At 65.7% G+C, this 19,649-nt stretch carries 21 protein-coding genes; 8 read left to right on the forward strand and 13 right to left on the reverse strand.

From position 1 onward, the window contains the following. The first annotated feature begins 683 nt into the window (after window positions 1-683). Complete coding sequence (locus tag ACQR1X_RS28510) at window positions 684-941, forward strand: hypothetical protein (protein WP_316237571.1); 258 nt, start codon at window positions 684-686, stop codon at window positions 939-941. A 159-nt stretch (window positions 942-1,100) separates the two neighbouring features. Then, entirely contained in the window at window positions 1,101-1,352 is a 252-nt protein-coding gene (locus tag ACQR1X_RS28515) for a hypothetical protein (protein WP_315803343.1), read from the forward strand. Between the two features lie 10 nt (window positions 1,353-1,362). Here the strand turns inward: ACQR1X_RS28515 and ppk2 are convergent, their stop codons facing one another. The 7 genes from ppk2 to napE all read right to left on the reverse strand — a co-directional run bounded on the left by ppk2 (window position 1,363) and on the right by napE (window position 8,237). After that, entirely contained in the window at window positions 1,363-2,517 is a 1,155-nt protein-coding gene (gene ppk2 / locus ACQR1X_RS28520) for a polyphosphate kinase 2 (RefSeq protein WP_434900088.1), read from the reverse strand. A 146-nt stretch (window positions 2,518-2,663) separates the two neighbouring features. After that, the gene (locus ACQR1X_RS28525; protein ID WP_315803345.1) at window positions 2,664-3,773 is read right to left on the reverse strand and encodes an ATP-dependent DNA helicase; all 1,110 of its coding nucleotides are present in this window, start codon (window positions 3,771-3,773) and stop codon (window positions 2,664-2,666) included. A 286-nt stretch (window positions 3,774-4,059) separates the two neighbouring features. After that, window positions 4,060-4,722, reverse strand: a complete 663-nt coding sequence (locus ACQR1X_RS28530; protein WP_434900089.1) for a NapC/NirT family cytochrome c — start codon at window positions 4,720-4,722, stop codon at window positions 4,060-4,062. Continuing rightward, window positions 4,719-5,171, reverse strand: coding sequence for a nitrate reductase cytochrome c-type subunit (locus ACQR1X_RS28535; protein ID WP_316237569.1), 453 nt, complete (start codon window positions 5,169-5,171; stop codon window positions 4,719-4,721). Before ACQR1X_RS28535 ends, ACQR1X_RS28530 begins: the two co-directional genes overlap by 4 nt. Before the next feature lie 23 nt (window positions 5,172-5,194). Then, entirely contained in the window at window positions 5,195-7,699 is a 2,505-nt protein-coding gene (gene napA / locus ACQR1X_RS28540; RefSeq protein ID WP_434900090.1) for a nitrate reductase catalytic subunit NapA, read from the reverse strand. A 15-nt stretch (window positions 7,700-7,714) separates the two neighbouring features. Continuing rightward, window positions 7,715-8,035: a chaperone NapD gene (locus ACQR1X_RS28545; RefSeq protein WP_315803349.1), complete on the reverse strand. Its 321-nt coding sequence runs from the start codon at window positions 8,033-8,035 to the stop codon at window positions 7,715-7,717. Window positions 8,036-8,051: 16 nt separating this feature from the next. After that, window positions 8,052-8,237: a periplasmic nitrate reductase, NapE protein gene (napE, locus tag ACQR1X_RS28550; protein WP_316182353.1), complete on the reverse strand. Its 186-nt coding sequence runs from the start codon at window positions 8,235-8,237 to the stop codon at window positions 8,052-8,054. A 374-nt stretch (window positions 8,238-8,611) separates the two neighbouring features. Here napE and ACQR1X_RS28555 point away from each other — a divergent pair, with 374 nt between their 5' ends. The 6 genes from ACQR1X_RS28555 (at window position 8,612) to ACQR1X_RS28580 (ending at window position 13,278) form a co-directional block, all read left to right on the forward strand. Then, window positions 8,612-9,568, forward strand: coding sequence for an aliphatic sulfonate ABC transporter substrate-binding protein (locus tag ACQR1X_RS28555; RefSeq protein ID WP_316217465.1), 957 nt, complete (start codon window positions 8,612-8,614; stop codon window positions 9,566-9,568). Between the two features lie 35 nt (window positions 9,569-9,603). Continuing rightward, the gene (gene ssuD / locus ACQR1X_RS28560; protein ID WP_434881286.1) at window positions 9,604-10,779 is read left to right on the forward strand and encodes an FMNH2-dependent alkanesulfonate monooxygenase; all 1,176 of its coding nucleotides are present in this window, start codon (window positions 9,604-9,606) and stop codon (window positions 10,777-10,779) included. Then, entirely contained in the window at window positions 10,776-11,582 is an 807-nt protein-coding gene (gene ssuC / locus ACQR1X_RS28565; RefSeq protein ID WP_434900091.1) for an aliphatic sulfonate ABC transporter permease SsuC, read from the forward strand. Before ssuD ends, ssuC begins: the two co-directional genes overlap by 4 nt. Window positions 11,583-11,592: 10 nt before the next feature. After that, the gene (locus ACQR1X_RS28570; protein ID WP_434840046.1) at window positions 11,593-12,453 is read left to right on the forward strand and encodes an ATP-binding cassette domain-containing protein; all 861 of its coding nucleotides are present in this window, start codon (window positions 11,593-11,595) and stop codon (window positions 12,451-12,453) included. A gap of 14 nt (window positions 12,454-12,467) precedes the next feature. Beyond that, window positions 12,468-13,043 carry a flavin reductase family protein gene (locus tag ACQR1X_RS28575; protein ID WP_315803355.1) on the forward strand — a complete coding sequence of 192 codons (576 nt, stop codon included), beginning with the start codon at window positions 12,468-12,470 and terminating at the stop codon, window positions 13,041-13,043. 79 nt (window positions 13,044-13,122) lie between these two features. Continuing rightward, complete coding sequence (locus ACQR1X_RS28580; RefSeq protein ID WP_284421132.1) at window positions 13,123-13,278, forward strand: hypothetical protein; 156 nt, start codon at window positions 13,123-13,125, stop codon at window positions 13,276-13,278. 444 nt (window positions 13,279-13,722) lie between these two features. Here the strand turns inward: ACQR1X_RS28580 and flbD are convergent, their stop codons facing one another. The 6 genes from flbD to ACQR1X_RS28610 all read right to left on the reverse strand — a co-directional run bounded on the left by flbD (window position 13,723) and on the right by ACQR1X_RS28610 (window position 19,505). Then, window positions 13,723-15,102, reverse strand: coding sequence for a sigma-54-dependent transcriptional regulator FlbD (flbD, locus tag ACQR1X_RS28585; protein ID WP_315803356.1), 1,380 nt, complete (start codon window positions 15,100-15,102; stop codon window positions 13,723-13,725). Window positions 15,103-15,155: 53 nt separating this feature from the next. Then, window positions 15,156-15,503 (reverse strand): flagellar motor switch protein FliN, encoded by a 348-nt coding sequence (gene fliN / locus ACQR1X_RS28590; protein ID WP_015669138.1) that lies wholly within the window; start codon window positions 15,501-15,503, stop codon window positions 15,156-15,158. Window positions 15,504-15,533: 30 nt separating this feature from the next. Next, complete coding sequence (locus tag ACQR1X_RS28595) at window positions 15,534-16,157, reverse strand: FliH/SctL family protein (protein WP_316182367.1); 624 nt, start codon at window positions 16,155-16,157, stop codon at window positions 15,534-15,536. Continuing rightward, window positions 16,157-17,251 carry a flagellar motor switch protein FliG gene (gene fliG, locus ACQR1X_RS28600; protein ID WP_315714167.1) on the reverse strand — a complete coding sequence of 365 codons (1,095 nt, stop codon included), beginning with the start codon at window positions 17,249-17,251 and terminating at the stop codon, window positions 16,157-16,159. Before fliG ends, ACQR1X_RS28595 begins: the two co-directional genes overlap by 1 nt. Window positions 17,252-17,295: 44 nt before the next feature. Continuing rightward, on the reverse strand, window positions 17,296-18,894 hold the full coding sequence (gene fliF / locus ACQR1X_RS28605) for a flagellar basal-body MS-ring/collar protein FliF (protein WP_315803358.1): 1,599 nt from the start codon (window positions 18,892-18,894) through the stop codon (window positions 17,296-17,298). A gap of 335 nt (window positions 18,895-19,229) precedes the next feature. After that, a complete protein-coding gene (locus tag ACQR1X_RS28610) occupies window positions 19,230-19,505 on the reverse strand; it encodes a DUF1153 domain-containing protein (RefSeq protein ID WP_002714638.1) in 276 nt (91 codons plus the stop codon). Window positions 19,506-19,649: the final 144 nt, after the last annotated feature.

A 19,649-nucleotide genomic window follows, 5' to 3' on the forward strand; every position in this document is an offset into this window, starting at 1 on the left:
GGCGCGCCTTCGCGCCAGCCTTGAGGCCGGCCGATCACCGGTCTACAAAAAAGACAGTTGCTCCCCGGGGACCGGCTCTCTTGCCCCCGTCGCCGGCGGATCATCACCGCCAGCTTGGCCTCAGCGTCGGGAGGCCAGGACCACACGCTTTCGCCGTCCGCGCCATGCCGTTCGTCGGCAGGTCCAGGACCCGCTGCAACATGTCGCGTCCATCGCATTCCGCTGCCAACGTCCGTGACGATCGCGATACGTCCCCTGCCGTGCAACGAAACGCAGGCATCATAAGCCTGATTTGGGCAGAGCACGAAATGATTTATGTTTTTCAGAAGACCTTGACAGCTTTTGTCGTCGCCGGCCGATTTGCCCGACGGGCTGCAGGGCGGTGCTGGGCGCGGTAACCGATCCTGCATCGTCGGCAGCCATCAAATTCGCAACGACGGGGTGAGGTCATCGGATGCGCGCCATCTCGTTCACGAACTCACGATGACGTCACGCTTCGTCGATCCTCGAATGATGGTGTGGTTCAGGTCTCGCGGTCGTGATCCCGGCGAGGCGACGACGCCGCGAATATTTCGTTTCCTCCGCGGTCAATACAGAGGCGGTCGTGCCTCGCTGATGACGGCTCTGACCAGGGCATCAATCGCGTGCGTGATCTCCGCATCCTGAGAACCTGGAGAACAATCATGACATCCTGGAAATCAAAGGCGGCAGCCTTGCTGCTGTCGATGGCCACTGTTGCGCCGGCATCGGCGCAGGGCTGGTTTTTCGGCGAGCAGGAGCCTGGGGCGTTTCAGGCGATGTATCCTGATCGCGACGTGCTCAACGGCGGCGCGCTGACGCCGGCGGGGAAAATGGGCATGGAGCGCGCCTCCGGCGCGGTGCTCGTGTTTCCGCCGCGGGCCCGTCTCAGCCCGTATGATCGGCTGCCGCTGCGGCGGTGACGCGTCGGACCGTCGGCACGAGTCATCCCTTCGCCAGCTCTGAGACATGAGCGCGCTCACGAAGGGTTATCGGCTCGCGCAGTCGTGATAGGAGGGCAGCCTTCGCCCGCCTACATGATCGCAAGCGTGAATTGGTGCACCACAGAGGGAAGACCGATCATGATCATATTCAGGAGCCTGGCGGCAGCTCTGCTGATGTCGACGCTGGCGGTGACCGCGGCATCGGCGCAATTCTCCGAGCCGGCGGCCTATGAGGCCATGCATCCCGAACGCGACGTGCTCAATGGCGGCACGCTGACGCCGGCGGCACAGGCGGAGTTGGCCCGTCGCGGCGCGCCGGGCCTTCCGAATGCCAATGCAGCGATGCGGCCGGCCGATATGGCGAGGCCGCACCGGCGTCATCGGCGCTGAGCGGGGTGGCTCAGCTCGCGTGCTCCTCGCGCTCGTGGATCACGCTGGCGCGGCCGACGATGAGGTCGTCGACCTGGCCGATGCGCGAGACGTCCTTGCCGGCATAGGGCAGCGAATGCAGCACGCAGCGCATCGCGTTCAGCCGCGCACGCTTCTTGTCGTCTGACTTGATCACGGTCCACGGGCAGTCGGCGGTGTCGGTGGAGAAGAACATCGCCTCCTTGGCGCGGGTGTAGTCGTCCCATTTGTCGAGCGAGGCGGTGTCGATCGGCGACAGCTTCCACTGTTTCAGCGGATGCGCCTCGCGCTCCTTGAAGCGGCGGCGCTGCTCGTCGCGGCTGACCGAGAACCAGAACTTGATGAGGTGGATGCCGCTGCGCACGAGGTTGCGCTCGAACTCCGGCACCTGGCGCAGGAACTCGTCGTACTCGATCTGCGAGCAGAAGCCCATCACGCGCTCGACGCCGGAGCGGTTGTACCAGGAGCGGTCGAACAGCACGATCTCGCCCGCGGTCGGCAGATGCTCGACATAGCGCTGGAAGTACCACTGGCCGCGCTCGACGTCGCTCGGCTTGTCCAGCGCCACCACGCGGGCGCCGCGCGGATTGAGATGCTCCATGAAGCGCTTGATGGTGCCGCCCTTGCCGGCGGCGTCGCGGCCTTCGAACAGCAGCACCAGGCGCTGGCGCGCATCCTTCATCCAGTTCTGCAGCTTCAACAGCTCGGTCTGCAGGATGAATTTCTGCTCCTCATAGTCCTTGCGGTACATGCGGAATTTGTAGGGGTAGCCGCCCTGGCGCCAATTGTCGGCGAGCTCGTCGGAGGTGTGGCGCTTGTCGGGCTTGGCCTTGCCCTCGATCAGCGCCTTCATCAGCCTGGCATCGTCCGGCGCGGCGCCGTCCAGCATCGCCCTGACCGGCGCGGAGTTGGGGTCGAGGGCCGGCGGACCGTTGAGCACGGTCTCGAACGCCGACAGCTCGGTGATCTGCGCGGCCTGCATCGATTCGTCCACAAGCGACTGACCGATCGGATCGAGCTTGGCTGCGGACTGCCGGCGCGCGACACGCGCCGTGGCGCTCGCGCGCTTGCGGCGCTGACCGTTGGAAGCCTTGTCTTTCGTCGACTTGCCTTTGGTCTTGCCTTTCGTGGTGTTGGACTTTGCCATACGATCCCGCCGTCTGCTGCTGGTTTAACAGAGATGTGAATCGATCTTTATCCGCCAAGGACCCTGCGTCAGGTTGACGTGGATCAACCTGCCGCAGGTGGGTACCAGCGAGGCGAGCAAAATCGTCTCGCGCGGTAAAGCCGGCGTTACACCACGATCGACAGCCGCTTCGCGGCGCGGGTGATGCCGGTGTAGAGCCAGCGAGCGCGGCTTTCCTGGAAGGCAAAGCTCTCGTCGAACAGCACGACGTCGTCCCATTGCGAGCCCTGCGACTTGTGCACGGTCAGCACGTAGCCGTAGTCGAACTCGTCATAGGGCTTGCGCTGCTCCCACGGGATGTCCTCGATGCCGCCGGCGAAGCATTCGCCGCGCACCGAGACTTTCGTGACCTTGCGTCCGAGATCCTCGTCGGGCGCGACCCGCATGGTGACGATCTTGGACTTCGAGGTCGCGCGCGACTTCACCCGCCACAGCCCGCCATTGAACAGGCCCTTCTTGCGGTTGTTGCGCAGGCAGACCAGCTTGTCGCCGGCGACAGGGAGGGCGTCCTCGATGTCGAGGCGCTGCCGGAAGCGGTTGTTGTAGGCGCGTCGGGTGGCGTTGCGGCCGACCAGCACCTGGTCGGCCTCCATGACGCGGGACGGATCGAGCTCGCGGCGCTCGACCACCTCGCTCTCGCCGTAGCGGCCGACGTCGAGCGTGTTGCCCTCGCGCACGTCCATCGACATCCGCACGATCGGATCGTCCTTGGCCTGGCGATGCACCTCGGTCAGCATCACGTCCGGCTCGCTGTCGGTGAAGAAGCCGCCCCCCTTGACCGGCGGCAGCTGCGCGGGATCGCCGAGCACCAGCAGCGGGCAGTCGAATGACAGCAGGTCGCGGCCGAGATCGGCGTCGACCATCGAGCATTCGTCGATGATGATCAGCTTGGCCTTGGAGGCCGGCGCGTCGTCCCACAATTCGAAGTTCGGCTGCTCCTCGCCGGTTTCTTGCGCGCGATAGATCAGCGAATGGATGGTAGAGGCGTTGTCGCAGCCCTTGCTGCGCATCACCAGCGCCGCCTTGCCGGTGAAGGCCGCGAACTTGACCTCGCCGTCGACGCCCTCGGCGATGTGGCGGGCCAGCGTGGTCTTGCCGGTTCCGGCATAGCCGAACAGCCGGAACACTTGTGGCGTGCCGCTCTGGCCGGGCTTGGCCTTCAGCCAATCGCCGACGGCCTTCAGCGCGGAATCCTGATGCGGGGAGAAGGTGGTCATGGCTCACAGGGATGGAGCCGCGCGGCGACTCGGGGACGTTCCGTGAACCTAAGGGCTGATGCGGGGAGATCAAGCGCTAGCTAAGGCAGGGGTGCCTCGCTTCAGAGAATGGAGGCCGAAAGCGTGCGGCGCGTACGGTGTGCTCCCTCCCCCCTTGTGGGGGAGGGTTGGGGAGGGGGGCTCCGGGCGACACCGCCCGTGTGGGCCCCCTCCCCAACCCCTCCCCACAAGGGGGAGGGGAGCCGACTGCGCGCGCGGCGACGGCTCGGCCATTCAGAGAAGTCGACTACTGCCAGCCCGGCACGCCCCTCATGTCCGGCAGATGATGCGCGATGCCCTTGTGGCAGTCGATGCAGGTCTTTTCGCCGGTGAACAGGAAGCGTTGATGCGCTTCGACGGCGCGCGGCGACTGCTTGGTGATGTCCATCGACTGGGAGCTGTGGCAGTTGCGGCATTCGAGCGAGTCGTTCGCCTTGAACCGCGCCCACTCATGCAAGGCGAGCTCCAGTCTGCGGTCGGTGAACCTCTCGCGGGTGTTGATCGAGCCGAACAGATGGCCCCAGACCTCCTTGGAGGCCTGCATCTTGCGCGCGATCTTGTCGGTCCAGTTGTGCGGCACGTGGCAGTCCGGGCAACTGGCGCGCACGCCGGAGCGGTTGGAGAAATGGACGGTCGTCTTCAGCTCGGCGAACACGTTGTCTTTCATCTCGTGACAGCCGGTGCAGAACTTCTCGGTGTTGGTGATCTCGAGCGCGGTGTTGAAGCCGCCCCAGAAGATCACGCCGGCGAGGAAGCCGGCGAGCACCAGCACGCCGAGCCCGAACACGGAGCTCGGCTTCAGCAGCACGTCGATGAGGTCGAGAATGAACTGCCAGGCGCGGCCGGCAAGGCCGAGCTGCTGCTCGGGGACGGGTGCCTTGGCGCCCTCCGGGATGTCGGCGCTGCTCATCGCTTGCCACCCGGCTTGTCGTGCGCCAGCAGCGTGTCGATGTCGACGAAGTCGTTGCTGACAGGCGGATTGGCGACACTCTGCGGCACGTGGCACTGGGTGCAGAAGTAGCGGCGCGGCGACACCGACGCCAGGAACTGGCCGTCGCGGTCCATGAAGTGGGTGATCGACAGCATCGGCGCCTTCGACTCCGCGATGCGAGCACGGGCATGGCAGGACAGGCATTTGTTGCCCTGCATGTCGACCTGATAGCCGTCGATCGAATGCGGGATCACCGGCGGCTGCTCCGGATAGTTGCGCACCTCTTTCTCGGCGGTGTTCTTCGTCGGCTGCATCGGCGGCGCCGGGCCTTCGTCATTGAGCGGCGTGGGGCCGCGCAGCGACGAGGAGACGCTCTGGGCGAGCAGGGCGCTCGAGCCGGCCGCAAGGCTGGCCGCGAGCAGCATCATGGCAAGTCTCTTGATCATGATCGTCACACCCGCTCGATGCGCACGGCGCATTTCTTGTAATCGGTCTGCAGCGAGATCGGGTCGGTGGCGTCGAGCGTCACCTTGTTGATCAGCTTGGACTCGTCGAACCACGGCACGAAGACGAGCCCGCGGGGCGGCTTGTCGCGGCCGCGGGTCTCGACGCGGGCGCGGATGAAGCCGCGCCGCGAGGCGACCTTGACCTCGTCGCCGCGCCTCAAGTTCGCGGCCTCGGCATCGTCCGGATGCATGAAGCAGACGGCTTCGGGGAACGCCTTGTAGAGCTCGGGCACGCGGCGGGTCATCGTGCCGGAATGCCAGTGCTCGACCACGCGTCCGGTCGACAGCCAGAACGGATAGTCCTTGTCCGGCGATTCCGCCGGCGGCTCGTAGGGCAGGGCGAAGATGCGCGCCTTGCCGTCCGGGAAGCCGTAGAACTGCACGCCGGTGCCGGACTTGACGTAAGGGTCGGAGCCCTCGCGGAAACGCCAGCGCGTCTCCTTGCCGTCGACGACAGGCCAGCGCAGGCCGCGCTCTTTGTGATAGGCCTCGAACGGCGCCAGGTCATGGCCGTGGCCGCGGCCGAACGAGGCGTATTCCTCGAACAGGCCCTTGTGGACGTAGAAGCCGAACGCCTTGGATTCGTCATTGGCATAGCCCGGCTCGATCTGGTCGACCGGGAATTTGTCGACCCGGCCGTTCCTGTAGAGCACGTCGAACAGCGTCTTGCCGCGAACCTCCGGCTTCTTGGCGATCAGCTCCTCGGGCCAGACCTCTTCGATCCTGAAGCGCTTGGAGAACTCCATCAGCTGCCAGAGGTCGGAGCGCGCCTCGCCCGGCGCCGAGACGAGCTGGTGCCAGAACTGGGTGCGGCGCTCGGCATTGCCATAGGCGCCTTCCTTCTCCACCCACATCGCCGTCGGCAGAATGAGATCGGCGGCGAGCGCGGTCACCGACGGATAGGCGTCGGAGACGACGATGAAATTGTCGGGGTTGCGGAAGCCCGGATAGGTCTCTTCGTTCGCGTTGGGGCCGGCCTGCAAATTGTTGTTGACCTGCACCCAATAGGCGTTGAGCAGGCCGTCCTTCAGCATCCGGCTCTGCAGCACCGCGTGATAGCCCGGCTTGTCCGGGATCGTACCTTCCGGCAGCTGCCAGATGTGCTCGGCCTTGGCGCGGTGCTCCTTGTTGGTGACCACCATGTCGGCGGGCAAACGGTGCGAGAAGGTGCCGACCTCGCGCGCGGTGCCGCAGGCCGAGGGCTGCCCGGTCAGTGAGAACGGGCTGTTGCCGGCCTCGGCGATTTTGCCGGTCAGAAGATGGATGTTGTAGACGAGGTTGTTGCACCAGACGCCGCGGGTGTGCTGGTTGAAGCCCATGGTCCAGAACGAGACCACCTTGGTCTTCGGATCGGCATAGAGCTCGGCGAGCGCCTGCAGCCGGTTCAGCGGCACGCCGGACATCTCGGCGGCCTTCTCCAGCGTGTAGTCCGAGACGAACTTCGCATACTCGTCGAACGAGATGTCGGTGGCGTCGTTCGGGTTGGCGGCGCCCTTGGCCTTCTTCTGCAGCGGATGCTCCGGCCGCAGGCCATAGCCGATGTCGGTCTGGCCCTTCTTGAACACCGTGTGCGCCTGGACGAAGTCCTTGTTGACGCGGCCTGTCGTGATGATGTGGTTGGCGATGGCGTTGAGGATGTAGAGGTCGGTCTGCGGCTTGAACACCATGCCGATATCGGCGAGGTCGAACGAGCGGTGCTCGAAGGTCGAGAGCACGGCGACCTTGACATGCGGCGTCGACAGTCTCCGATCGGTCACGCGGGTCCACAGGATTGGATGCATCTCCGCCATGTTGGAGCCCCACAGCACGAACGCGTCCGTGGCCTCGATGTCATCGTAGCAGCCGGGCGGCTCGTCGATGCCGAAGGTGCGCATCATGCCGGCCACGGCCGACGCCATGCAGTGCCGCGCATTGGGATCGATGTTGTTGGAGCGGAAGCCGGCCTTGAACAGCTTGGAGGCCGCATAGCCTTCCCAGATCGTCCACTGGCCCGAGCCGAACATGCCGACGCCGGAGGGCCCGCGCTTCTTGAGCGCCTCCTTGTACTTCTGCGCCATGATGTCGAAGGCTTCGTCCCACGTGACCGGCGTGAACTCGCCGTTCTTGTCGTACTTGCCGTTGGTCTTGCGCAGCATCGGGTGCGTCAGGCGATCATGGCCGTACATGATCTTGGACAGGAAATAGCCCTTGACGCAGTTCAGGCCGCGATTCACCTCGGCCTTGATGTCGCCATGGGTGGCGACGACGCGGTTGTCCTTGGTCGCGACCATCACGCTGCAGCCGGTGCCGCAGAAGCGGCAGGCGGCCTTGTCCCATTTCAGCTCGCTCTGCTCGCGCTCGGTGACGAGGTTCGCCGCGAGCGAGGCGCTCGGCATGCCGGCGGCGGCCGCGGCAATCGCGGCGGCTTCCAGCTTCAGCATCTGGCGGCGATCGATCTTCATGTCGGTCATTGGAGTCTCGTGTGATTAGCCGGCGTCGATGGCGTGGAAGACGAGGCAGGCGGAGTGCACGTGCGGCAGCAGTCCGATCCGGTTCATGGTGGCGCCGAGCGCGCCGGCATCGGGCGCATCGACGACGACGATCAGCTTGCCTCTGATGTCGCGGCCGTGGATCTCGCAGCCGGACAGCGCGAGGATGTCGGCTGCGACGCGGTCGAGCTGCTCGGGCCGGGTCTGCACGATGATGCTGGCGATCTCGCCCTTGGCTGGTGCGACGACGGGATCGGCGGTGAGGACGCGGCCGGTGATCAGCGCGCGCCGGTCGAGGGAGGTGCGGTGTGAGAGCACGGCGGGGTCCTTCCGATCAGTGCGCCGCGGGCGGCCCGGGCGGTCCGGCCATCATCTGGTAGACCCACACCGTGAGTCCGTAGGAGCCGACAGTGGCGACCGCGAGCGCAGGCATCAGCACGGCAGTGAGAAACAGGAAGGCAAAAATTTCCATGCGTCTGCGACGCGCACGCGCGTTCGCATCGCCGCCAATGAGCGACATGAGAGAATTCTCGGCTAGGGGGAGGTTCAGGAGGGGTTGCGGCATCCGGGCCGCGCCTGTTCCAACGTTAAGCAAGGAAGCCTTGCCAAAGGCTTGACCTGGATCAAGCGGCGGAACCGCGGGGACGATTGGTCGCGGATCGGCGAGCATGCCGGTGCGATCGTGGTTGATGGTCTGTGAAGACCCGTGATCGCGTTGTCGATCGCGAGAAATTCTCGCTGCTTTGCACGGGCGTCTCGATACGAACATCCCTTCGCCGTGTGACGAAACAGGACCAGCATCGCTATTTTTCCGGGGTGCTCGACACGCGTTTCGCCCGCCACCATCATCCCTTGCATCGCATCAATGCGGATGCGCAAGGGTCGGAGAGGGCAATGAAGCGTCGCGATTTTCTCAAACTGTCATTGGCATCAGCTGCGGTGATGAGCTGCGCGGCGCCGCTGCGCGCCGAGGACAGGCCGAAGGAGATCCGCATCGGCACCCAGAAGGGCGGCTTCTTCCCCGCCGTGAAGGCGCGCCGCACCATCGAGGAGACGTTCAAGCCTCTCGGCATCGAGATCGTCTGGGTCGATTTCCAGTTCGGTCCGCCGCTGCTTGAGGCCATCAATGTCGGCAGCGTCGATTTCGGCTATGTCGGCGACGCGCCGCCGATCTTCGCGCAGGCCGCGGGCGCCAAGATCCGCTACGCCGCCGCCGTCAAGCAGAACGGCAGCAGCCAGGCGATCGTGGTGCAGAAGGATTCGCCGATCAGAACGCTTGCCGATCTCAAGGGCAAGCGCGTCGCCTTCGGCAAGGGCTCGAGCGCGCACAATCTGCTGGTCGCAGCACTCGAGAAGGCGGGCCTGTCGTGGAGCGACATCACGCCGGCGCCGCTCGCGCCGGCCGATGCCACCGCGGCCTTCGTCAAGGGCTCGGTGGACGCGTGGTCGATCTGGGATCCGTACCTCGCGCTCGCCGAGCTGAAGGAGAATGCACGGGTGATCGCGTGGGACAAGGACGTGCATAAGCCGAACTCGTTCTACATCGTGGGCTCCGACTTCGTTGAGAAGTATCCCGCCATCGTCGCCAGGCTGAACGCCGCGTTCGCCGCCGAGGGCATCTGGGCCAACAGCCATCACGACGAGGTGGCCAAGGCGCAGGCCGAGGCGACCGGCGTCGACATCGCGGCGGTCAGGCGCTTCGTCGACCGTTCGGTCTACAGCGTCGTGCCGCTCGACGACGACATCATCAGGAGCCAGCAGGCGGTGGCGGATCGGTTCGCCCGCGTCGGCCTCATTCCGAAACAGGTCAACGTCAGCGACATCGTCTGGAAGTGGACGCCGTCCACCTGACGCCTGATCGCCATCCCAATCCGAAAGAGACTGACATGAGTAACGCTTCGAAGCCCAACGTGCTGTGGTTCCTGCCGACCCATGGCGACGGCCGCTATCTCGGCACCTCGCAGGGCGGCCGCGAGGTCAACTTCAACTATCTGCGCCAGGTCGCGCAGGCCGCCGATCAGCTTGGCTATTACGGCGTGCTGATCCCGACAGGACGGAGCTGCGAGGATTCCTGGATCGTGGCCTCGGCGGTGGCGCCGTTCACCGAGCGGCTGCGCTATCTCGTCGCGGTGCGACCCGGCCTGCAATCGCCGGCGGTGGCCGCGCGCATGACCGCGACGCTCGACCGCGTCAGCAACGGCCGGCTGCTGGTCAACGTCGTCACCGGCGGCGATCCGGTCGAGAACAAAGGCGACGGCATCTTCCTGTCGCATGAGGAGCGCTACGAGGTCACGCGCGAATTCCTGACCGTCTACAACGCGCTGCTCGAAGGCGAGGCGGTCAACTTCAGCGGCAAGCATATCACGGTGGAGGACGGCCGGCTGCTGTTCCCGCCGGTGCAGTCGCCGCGGCCGCCGCTGTTCTTCGGCGGCTCGTCGGATGCCGGCATCGACGTCGCGGTAGACACCGTCGAGAAGTATCTCACCTGGGGCGAGCCGCCGGCCGATGTCGCGGCCAAGATCGCCAAGGTGAAGGCCGTCGCCGACAGTCGCGGCCGCAAGCTGTCGTTCGGTATCCGCTTGCATGTGATCGTGCGCGAGACCAATGACGAGGCGTGGGCGGCCGCCGACGACCTGATCAAGCACGTCACCGACGACACCATCGCCTCGGCGCAGAAGATTTTTGCCCGCATGGATTCGGTCGGGCAGCAGCGGATGTCGCAGCTTCACGGCGGCCGACGCGACAAGCTCGAGATCAGCCCGAACCTGTGGGCCGGCGTCGGCCTGGTCCGCGGCGGCGCCGGCACGGCGCTGGTCGGCGATCCCGACACGGTGGCGGCGCGCATCCGCGAGTACCAGGATCTCGGCATCGATACCTTCATCCTCTCGGGCTATCCGCATCTCGAGGAAGCCTACCGCTTCGCCGAGCTGGTGTTTCCCAAGCTTGGCTTGAATGTGTCGGAGCGGACGGGCAACGTCACCAGGCTCCGCACCAATACCGGCCCGTTCGGCGAGACCATCGCCAACGAGCACCGTCCGTTGCAGAGGGCCTCGCAATCATGAGTCTGATCGAAAGTGTTCCCAAGGTCCGCAGGCTCGCGGTGCCGCGCGCGGATGGGCTGATCCCCTGGCTGGTGCCGCTCGCGATCATCCTGATCTGGCAGGCGGCCTCGGCCGCCGGCCTGGTCTCGCCACGCGTGCTGCCGGCGCCGAGCGACGTGGCGCGCGCCGGCTGGAAGCTGCTGTGGTCGGGCGAACTCGGCCGCAACATCTGGGTCAGCTTCTGGCGCGCCTCGATCGGTTTTTTGATCGGCGGCGGCATCGGCTTCGCCTTCGGTCTGGCCAACGGCCTGTCGCGACTGTCGGCGAAGCTGACCGACACCACTCTGCAGATGATCCGCAACGTGCCGCATCTGGCGCTGATCCCGCTGGTCATCCTGTGGTTCGGCATCGACGAGAGTGCCAAGCTGTTTCTGGTGGCGCTCGGCGTGTTCTTTCCGGTCTACCTGAATACGCTGCACGGGATTCGCACGGTCGATCCGCAACTCATTGAAATGGGCCGCGTCTACGGCATGTCCGACCGCGAGCTGTTTCGCCGGGTGATCTTCCCCGGCGCGCTGCCGTCGATCTTCGTCGGCCTGCGCTTCGCGCTCGGCATCATGTGGCTCACCCTGATCGTCGCCGAGACGATCGCGGCGTCCTCGGGCCTCGGCTACATGGCGATGCAGGCGCGCGAGTTCATGCAGATCGATGTCGTCGTGCTCTCCATCCTGATCTACGCCCTGCTGGGCAAGGTCGCCGACAGCGCCTCGCGGGTGCTGGAGCGGCTGACGCTGTCCTGGCATCCGGCCTTCAGCAAGCATTGAGGTTCTGGAAATGCAGCAAGCGCTCCGAATTCCCGTCTCCGGTGTGGAGGCGATCGACGGCCCCGATGTGATCGGGCATGCTGAGGCTTTCCGCCCCGTGAGGAAGCACAGCGTGAGTCCGGCCCAACCCGAGACACGCGGCCTGCCGCTCGTGATCCGCGATCTCCGCAAGGCGTTCGGCGACAACGAGGTGCTGCGCGGCATCGACCTGGAGATCGCGGCCGGCCAGTTCGTCGCCGTCGTCGGCCAGAGCGGCTGCGGCAAGAGCACGCTGCTGCGGCTGATTGCCGGCCTCGACAAGCCGACGTCGGGCACGATCAGCTTCGGCGAAGCGGCCGCGCGGCCCGAGGACGTCCGCGTCATGTTCCAGGAACCGCGGCTGCTGCCATGGGCGCGGGTGCTCGCCAATGTCGAGGTCGGGCTCGGCCGCGAGCGCAAGGCCGCCGGTGCGCATGAGCGGGCGCGGCGGGCGCTCGAGGAGGTGGGTCTCGCCGACAAGCGCGACCAATGGCCGGCGGTGCTGTCCGGCGGTCAGAAGCAGCGCGTCGCGCTGGCGCGCGCGCTGGTCAGCGGTCCGCGCCTGCTGGCGTTCGACGAGCCGCTCGGCGCGCTGGACGCGCTGACGCGGATCGCGATGCAGCGGCTGCTGGAGCGGGTCTGGGCCGATCAAACCTTCACCGCAATCCTGGTCACCCATGACGTTGCGGAAGCCGTGGCCCTCGCTGATCGCGTCCTCGTCATCGAGAGCGGCCGGATCGCCGAGGACATCAGCGTCGATCTGCCGCGCTCGCGCCAGCGCGGCTCCGCCGAGCTTGCGGCGCTGGAAGGCTCGATCCTGGGCCAGTTGCTTGGACCGGGCACGACGGGGTAGGAAAGGTCAACGCAATGAACTCCATCGTCCGTCACATGCCTGATGCCACGGCGCTCCAGCCGGATTTTCGCTCTGCGATGCGCCAACTGGTCGGAGGCGTCAGCGTCATCACGGTCGGACGCGGCGATGAGGTCACCGGCATGACGGTGAGCTCGCTGTCGTCACTTGCGGTCGAGCCTCCCTCCATCATCGTCAGCCTCAACCGCAACGCCTCGTCCTGGCCAATTCTGCAGCGGGAGGGCGTTTTTGGCGCCAATCTGCTGGCGGCGGATCAGATCGGCGTGGCCGAACGGTTTGCGGGTAAGGGTGGCTTGCGCGGCGTCGAACGTTTCGCAGGGGCGGAGTGGCGCAAACGGGTCACCGGTGTGCCGCTCCTCGTCGGAGCGCTCGCGACGCTGGATTGCGAGGTCGAGGAGATCATCGAGCGGCACTCCCATGCCATCGTGATCGGCAAAGTGGTCCATATCGATGTGGCGCCGCAGTCGGCGGCCCTGGCGTATTGGCATGGCAGCTATGTCGGGGTTGATCGCGACGACGGTCACGGTCGGCTCGCGGCCTTCAGCGTCCCGGATCCGCGGCTGACGCCGTAACGTTCCGACGCTCCGGGGCGAGCTGGCAACTTTCCTGCGGACGCCTTAAAAGCCGCTGTCGGCGTCAGCAGCGGAAATCATGAAGCGGATCGGAACCTGGGCTCTGTATGCGATCGGCACGGTCGCCATCCTCTATCTCGCGCTGTATGCGTACGCGGTCCTGACGCAGCGCGAGTTCACGCCCGGCGATCCCATTCACATCTTCCGCAATCCCGAGGCGCCGAACTATTCGTGAGGCTGTGCCCGGCGACGCCGCGCCGGCGTATTCTCGCGAACCCATGGATCCGCGGACTGTTCACAGTCCTGTAGCTGCATCCAATCGTCGGTCAGAAACTGCACGCGGCAGCGGCGCCACACTTTGATGTGTCCGCCATCCGGCGACGTCTCGACGTCGGATAGCGACAGCGTGGGCGGCCGCCAGCGATAGCTGCGTTCATTGTCCCAGCCGTCGCAGCCCTCCCTGTCACAGGCGATGGTTCGCGAGATCAGCTTGCCTTTTCCTGCGAAGCACCAGCTCCTGACGCCCCATTCCTGACCCGACGATGGGGTGACGAGCGGTGCGTGCGACGTCTGCTCCCAGCAGCCTGACAGCACGCCGCGCGTGGCGGCACCGGCCGGCGAAACGGCAAGCGGCGCGCCGAGGACCAGCGCGCCGCCGAGAACGATCCGGATGGGCAGATTATACGGGGCTCGGCATGCGCGGCGTGTCGCCGGAGCCCGGCGGCGGGATCGGCACGCCGCCGTCGGCATATTCGTTGAGCTTGTTGCGCAACGTGCGGATCGAGATGCCCAAGATATTGGCCGCATGTGTCCGATTGCCCAGGCAGTGCTTCAGGGTCTCCAGGATCAGGTCACGTTCGACATCGGCGACCGTGCGGCCGACCAGGGCGCGCGTGACCTGTTCCGCCGCCATCGTAGCATGCGCGACGGCGGGTTGGGTCTTGCCGATGTCGAGGCGGGCGCCGTCGGGCGTGAGGATGGCATCCGGCCCGATCTCGTCGCCCTGTGCCATCAGCACCGCGCGATGCATCGTGTTCTCCAGCTCGCGCACGTTGCCCGGCCAGCGGTTGGTGGTGAGGATGCGCTTGGCCTCCGCCGAGATCGGCCGCAGCGGGACGGCATTGGCCTCGGAATATTTGCGCGCGAAATGCTGCGCCAGTTCGAGAATGTCGGCGGGGCGCTCGCGCAGCGGCGGGATCTTGAGGTTGACGACGTTGAGCCGGAACAGCAGGTCCTCGCGGAACGTGCCCTCGCGCACGGCGTCGGCCAGGTTGCGGTTGGAGGTCGCGATGATGCGGATGTCGACAGGGACGGGACGGGTGCCGCCGACGCGATCGATCACGCGCTCCTGGATCGCGCGCAAGAGCTTGGACTGCAGCCGCACGTCCATTTCCGAGATTTCGTCCAGCAGAAGCGTGCCGCCATTGGCCTCCTCGAACTTGCCGATGCGGCGGGCGACGGCACCGGTGAAGGCACCCTTTTCGTGGCCGAACAGCTCCGACTCCAGCAGGTGCTCAGGGATTGCGGCGCAGTTGATCGAGATGAAAGGACGCTTGGCGCGGGCCGAGCGGGTGTGGACGTAGCGCGCCAGCACCTCCTTGCCGGTGCCGGATTCGCCGGTGATCATCACCGAGGCGTCGGAGCCGGCGATCTGCTGGGCGAGCTTGATCACCTTGGCCATCGCCTCGTCGCGATAGACCAGATCGCGGCTGTCATTGGCGACAGCGGCGAGCACCGCCGCGATCAGCTCAGGATCCGGCGGCAGCGGAATGTATTCCTTGGCGCCGGCATGGATGGCGGCGACCGCGGCGCGGGCATCGCTGGTGATGCCGCAGGCCACGATCGGCACGTGGATGTGCTCGGCATCGAGCCGCATCACCAGGTCGCGGATGTCGAGCGCGACGTCGACCAGCAGCAGGTCGGCGCCCTTGCCGCCGCGCAGCACCCGCATCGCCTGCTCGTTGTCCTCGGCATGGGTGACGGTGGCGCCGTTCTCCATGGCGATCTTGGTGGCCGTCGTCAGCTGGCCCTTCAGCGTTCCGACGATGAGAAGCCGCATGTTGGTCTCCTATTCGGTCGTGCCGCTCTCGATCGGCACGCAGGTCATGTCTGTCAGTTGCGGTCGGACTTGATGATTTCGGTCATCGTCACACCGAGCTTGTCTTCGACCAGAACCACCTCGCCGCGTGCCACGAGCCGGTTGTTGACGTAGATGTCGATGGCTTCGCCGACCTTGCGGTCGAGTTCGAGCACGGTGCCGGGCCCGAGCTTCAGCAGCTCGCCGACATCCATCTTCGAGCGGCCGAGCACGGCCGAGACCTGAACCGGGACGTCGAACACCGCCTCGAGGTCGGCCGCGATGCGCGCGGCATGCTCTTCTTCATTGTAGCCGACGTCCCCGCCCAGCGGAGGCGCGTCCGCCGCATTGAGGTCAGGAAGCGGAATCTCGTTGTCGCTCATGACTTAAACTCCCTCGGCCACCACGGCGGCCTAGTTCTTCTTGGACGCCATGTAGCGTCCGACCAGCTCGTTGATCTTGGCGTCGATCGCAGCGCGCTCCAGCACGACCCCGCCATCGGCCCATTCGATACGGCAGTCGCCGGTCGCGATCTCCGGCTCGGCGAGGATCACGAGGCGTCCCTCGAAGCCGCTCTGCTTGGCGAGCTTCTCGATCTTCTCGCGGGCGAGCTCGTATAGCGCGTCGTTGATGCGCAGCACGAGGTGCGGCGTCGCCACCAGATGCGCGAAGCAGTCGTGCACGAGTCCGGAGATCTCGCCGAGCGGCTCCGCCTCGACCAGCGCCGCGCACAGCTTGCGGGCGACGGCGACCGCGACATCGACGGCCTCGGTTTCCATCCGCTGCTCGATGCCTTCGAAGCGTGCGGAGATGCCCTGCAATTGGATGTTGATCTGCTCCAGCGCCGAGGCGACGCGGCGGTCGGCCTCGACCTTGGCTTCGCGCTGCGCCGCCTCGTAGCCGTTGCGATAGGCGGCGGCTTCGGCGGCCGCGACCTTCTGTGCGATCTCGGCGGAGGTGGCGGCAGCGCGCTCCCGCGTCGCCTTCTCCGGCGCGGCGAAGTCGGTATCGAACAGGAATTTCGCGGGCTGAGCCATCAATACACCAGTTCGTCGTCGGCGCGGTTCTTGCTGAGCATGATCTCGCCCTTGGCGGCGAGATCCTTGGCGAGGTTGACGAGCAGGGCCTGCGCCTCGTCGACGTCGCGCAGCCGCACCGGCCCCATCGCGGCCATGTCGTCCTGCAGCATCTTGGCGGCGCGCGACGACATGTTGCCGAAGAAGAAGTTGCGGACCTCCTCGTTGGCGCTTTTGAGCGCCACGCCGAGCTTGTCCTTGTCGACATTGCGCAGCAGGGTCTGCGCCGAGGCGGAATCGAGCTTGATCAGGTCGTCGAAGGTGAACATCAGCGCCTTGATGCGCTCGGCCGATTCGCGGTTCTCTTCTTCGAGCGACGTGATGAAGCGGGTCTCGGTCTGGCGGTCGAAATTGTTGAAGATCTCGGCCATCACCTCGTGGGCGTCGCGGCGACGGGTCTGCGACAGGTTCGACATGAACTCGACGCGCAGGGTCTGCTCGACGCGCTCGATGACCTCCTTCTGCACCGCTTCCATGCGCAGCATGCGGCCGATGACGTCGAGCGCCATGTCCTCGGGCAGGATCGCGAGCACGCGGGCGGCATGCTCCGGCTTCAGCTTGGACAGCACGACCGCGATGGTCTGCGGATATTCGTTCTTGAGGTAGTTGGCGAGCACCTCTTCCTGGACGTTGGAGAGCTTCTCCCACATGTTGCGGCCGGCGGGGCCGCGGATCTCGTCCATGATGCCGTTGACGCGTTCCGGCGGCAGGTATTGCTGCAGCAGGCGCTCGGTGGCGTCGAAATTGCCCATCAGCGCGCCGGAGGCCGACATGCGCGAGACGAATTCGAGCATCAGGTCCTCGACCACGTCGGCTTCGATGGTTCCCAGCGTCGACATCGCCAGCGACAGTTCACGCACCTCGTCGTCATCGAGCTGCTGCCAGATCTTGCCGCCGTACTGCTCGCCGAGGGCGAGCATCATCACCGCGGCGCGGCGCGGGCCGCTCAAGGGCTCGGTCTTCTCGCGCTGCGCCTGGCGGCTCGCCAAGGTCGCGATGACCGTGGAAATGTCGTTGTTGTTGGCGTTGGCGTTCTGGGTCTGCGGCAGCGACATGGCGTCTACGTTCTTTTCAGTTCAGGCGGTTCACGTCGATCGGGTCAGCTCTGCGGCTCGGCGAGCCACTGGCGGATGATGGCGGCGGCTTCGCCCGGGTTGCGGTCGGCCAGCTCGCCCACCCGGTGGACGGACTGAGCGTGGACCTGGCCCTGGACCTGGGCGACGTCGATCATGTTGGCGGTCTGCTGGGCGTGAGCGGCTGCCTGGATGGTTTCGTCGGTGAGCGCCGGCAGGCCGCCGCCCGGGACGGCGATCTCTTCGGTGGCGATGATCTTCTTCACCAGCGGCCGCACCACCATGAACACGACCACGATGCCGAGCAGCATCATCACCGCGAGCTCGATGACGTACATGACGTCATCCTTGGTGAAGTGGAGCATCCCGAGGAAGCCGGTGGGCTCGTTGATCTGCGGCACCGCGGGAGCGTCGGCGAATTTCAGGTTGACCACCTCGACCTGGTCGCCACGCTTCTGGTCGAAGCCGATGGCGGAGCGGACCAGTGCGGCGATGCGGTCGAGCTCGTCCTTGCTGCGCTCCTGATAGACCAGCTCGCCCTTCTCGTTCTTGGAATAGGCGCCGTCGACCAGAACCGCGACCGAGATGCGGTTGACCCGTCCGGCCTCGGTGACCTCGGTCTTGGTGGTGCGGGAGATCTCGTAATTGTTGGTCTCTTCGGTCTTCTTGCTCTGGTCCCGCGGCTGCTGCGGCGGCTGGTTCTGCTGGTTGCCCGGCAGCTCGTTGTTGACCGTGACCTGGCCGTTGTTCTCGTTGGTCGCCGACTGCTCTTCGCGTGTCTGACTCGAGCGCAGCACGCGGCCTTCCGGATCGTAGCGGTCGGAGGTCTGGGTGATGCGGTTGTAGTCGAAATCGGCGGAAAGCTGGACGCGGGCGCGGCCCGCTCCGACCACCGAGGAGACGATGTCCTCGACCTGCTTGCGCATCCGCTTCTCGAAGGCGTTGCGACGCTCGTCGCCGACCTGCTGGTCGATGTCGGTCTGGGTGCCGTCGGCGAGCAACTGTCCGGCCTCGTCGACGATCGACACCCGCTGCGGCTTCAGGCCGTTGACGGCGGAGGCGACGAGGTGGCGGATGGCGCGGATCTGCGCCGGCTCGAGGGTGCCGCGCACGCGCACGACGATCGAGGCGGACGGCTCCGGGGTCTCGCGCGAGAACAGCGGCCGCTCGGGCAGGACGAGATGGACGCGCGCGGCCTGGACACGGTCGATGGCGCGGATGGTGCGGGCAAGCTCGCCTTCGAGCGCGCGGAGATGGTTGATGTTCTGGACGAAGCTCGTGGTGCCCAGCGCGTCCGACTTGTCGAAGATCTCGTAGCCGACGCCGCCGCCCTTGGGCAGGCCGCCCTCGGCGAGCTTCATGCGCAGCCGGGTCACCTTGTCCTTGGGCACCAGGATGACGCTGCCTTCATTGCGCATCTCGAAGGGAATGCCCTGCCGCTCCAGATCCTTGATGATGCTGGAGGAGTCTTCCATCGTCAGGTCGGTGAAGAGGGTGGTCATCTGCGGCGCGGTCACGCGCATGATGACGAAGCCGAAGAAGCCGATCAAAGCAGCGGTCACCGCGATCATGGCGGTGAGCCGCGCGGCGCCCAAACCCTTCAGGAAGTCCAAGAGACCTTGCAAGCAACTGCCCCATAGTTCGGCATTCGACGGGTGGCCGCTGAAAGGCGATGTGAGCTTCGCGGGCCTTTACGGCCGGTTGCATAGATCGCGAAATTCAATCCTTAACCTTCACCAGCACCCGCATTCCAGGTGGCGATCCGATGTCAGCCGCCACGTCCGCCAGTCGCAGAGGGGGCGCGGAGGTTGGATCGAACCGCTGGGCAATTATTGCCTATGGGAAGGTTTCGATATGGTTAACGATGGTTAAAGGGTCCTAACAAAGTGTAGACATGCAAAAAATCGGCTTGGCGGGGCCAAGCCGATTTTCGAACAAATCCCGTCGCGTCGGTAACGCCTTATTGGCGATATTGCTGAATTCGGGTGGTGCGCAGGCCGGCGAGACCATGCTGGTCAATCGAGAACTGCCACGACAGGAATTCGTCGACGGTCAGGGTGTAGCGGCTGCACGCTTCCTCGAGGGACAGCAAGCCGCCGCGAACGGCGGCAACGACTTCAGCCTTCCGGCGAATGACCCACCTCTTGGTGCCTGGCGCAGGCAAATCCGCGATGGTGAGCGGGCTGCCGTCAGGCCCGATGACGTATTTCACCCTCGGGCGATGGGGTTCTGTCATGGCGTACTCACAAACTCTTAACCACTGAACTCACGGTAAGACCCTACGCCGCCTCGCTTAAAATTTGCCTAAGCGAAGGGCGCGAATCCGGCGCTATGCGCGAACGCCGCCACTTCCGGTGGCGCTGCGCCCCGGGAGCGGAAT

Origin of the sequence: Bradyrhizobium sp. HKCCYLRH3073 (genome assembly GCF_051167995.1) — a bacterium.
Taxonomy (GTDB): Bacteria; Pseudomonadota; Alphaproteobacteria; order Rhizobiales; family Xanthobacteraceae; genus Bradyrhizobium.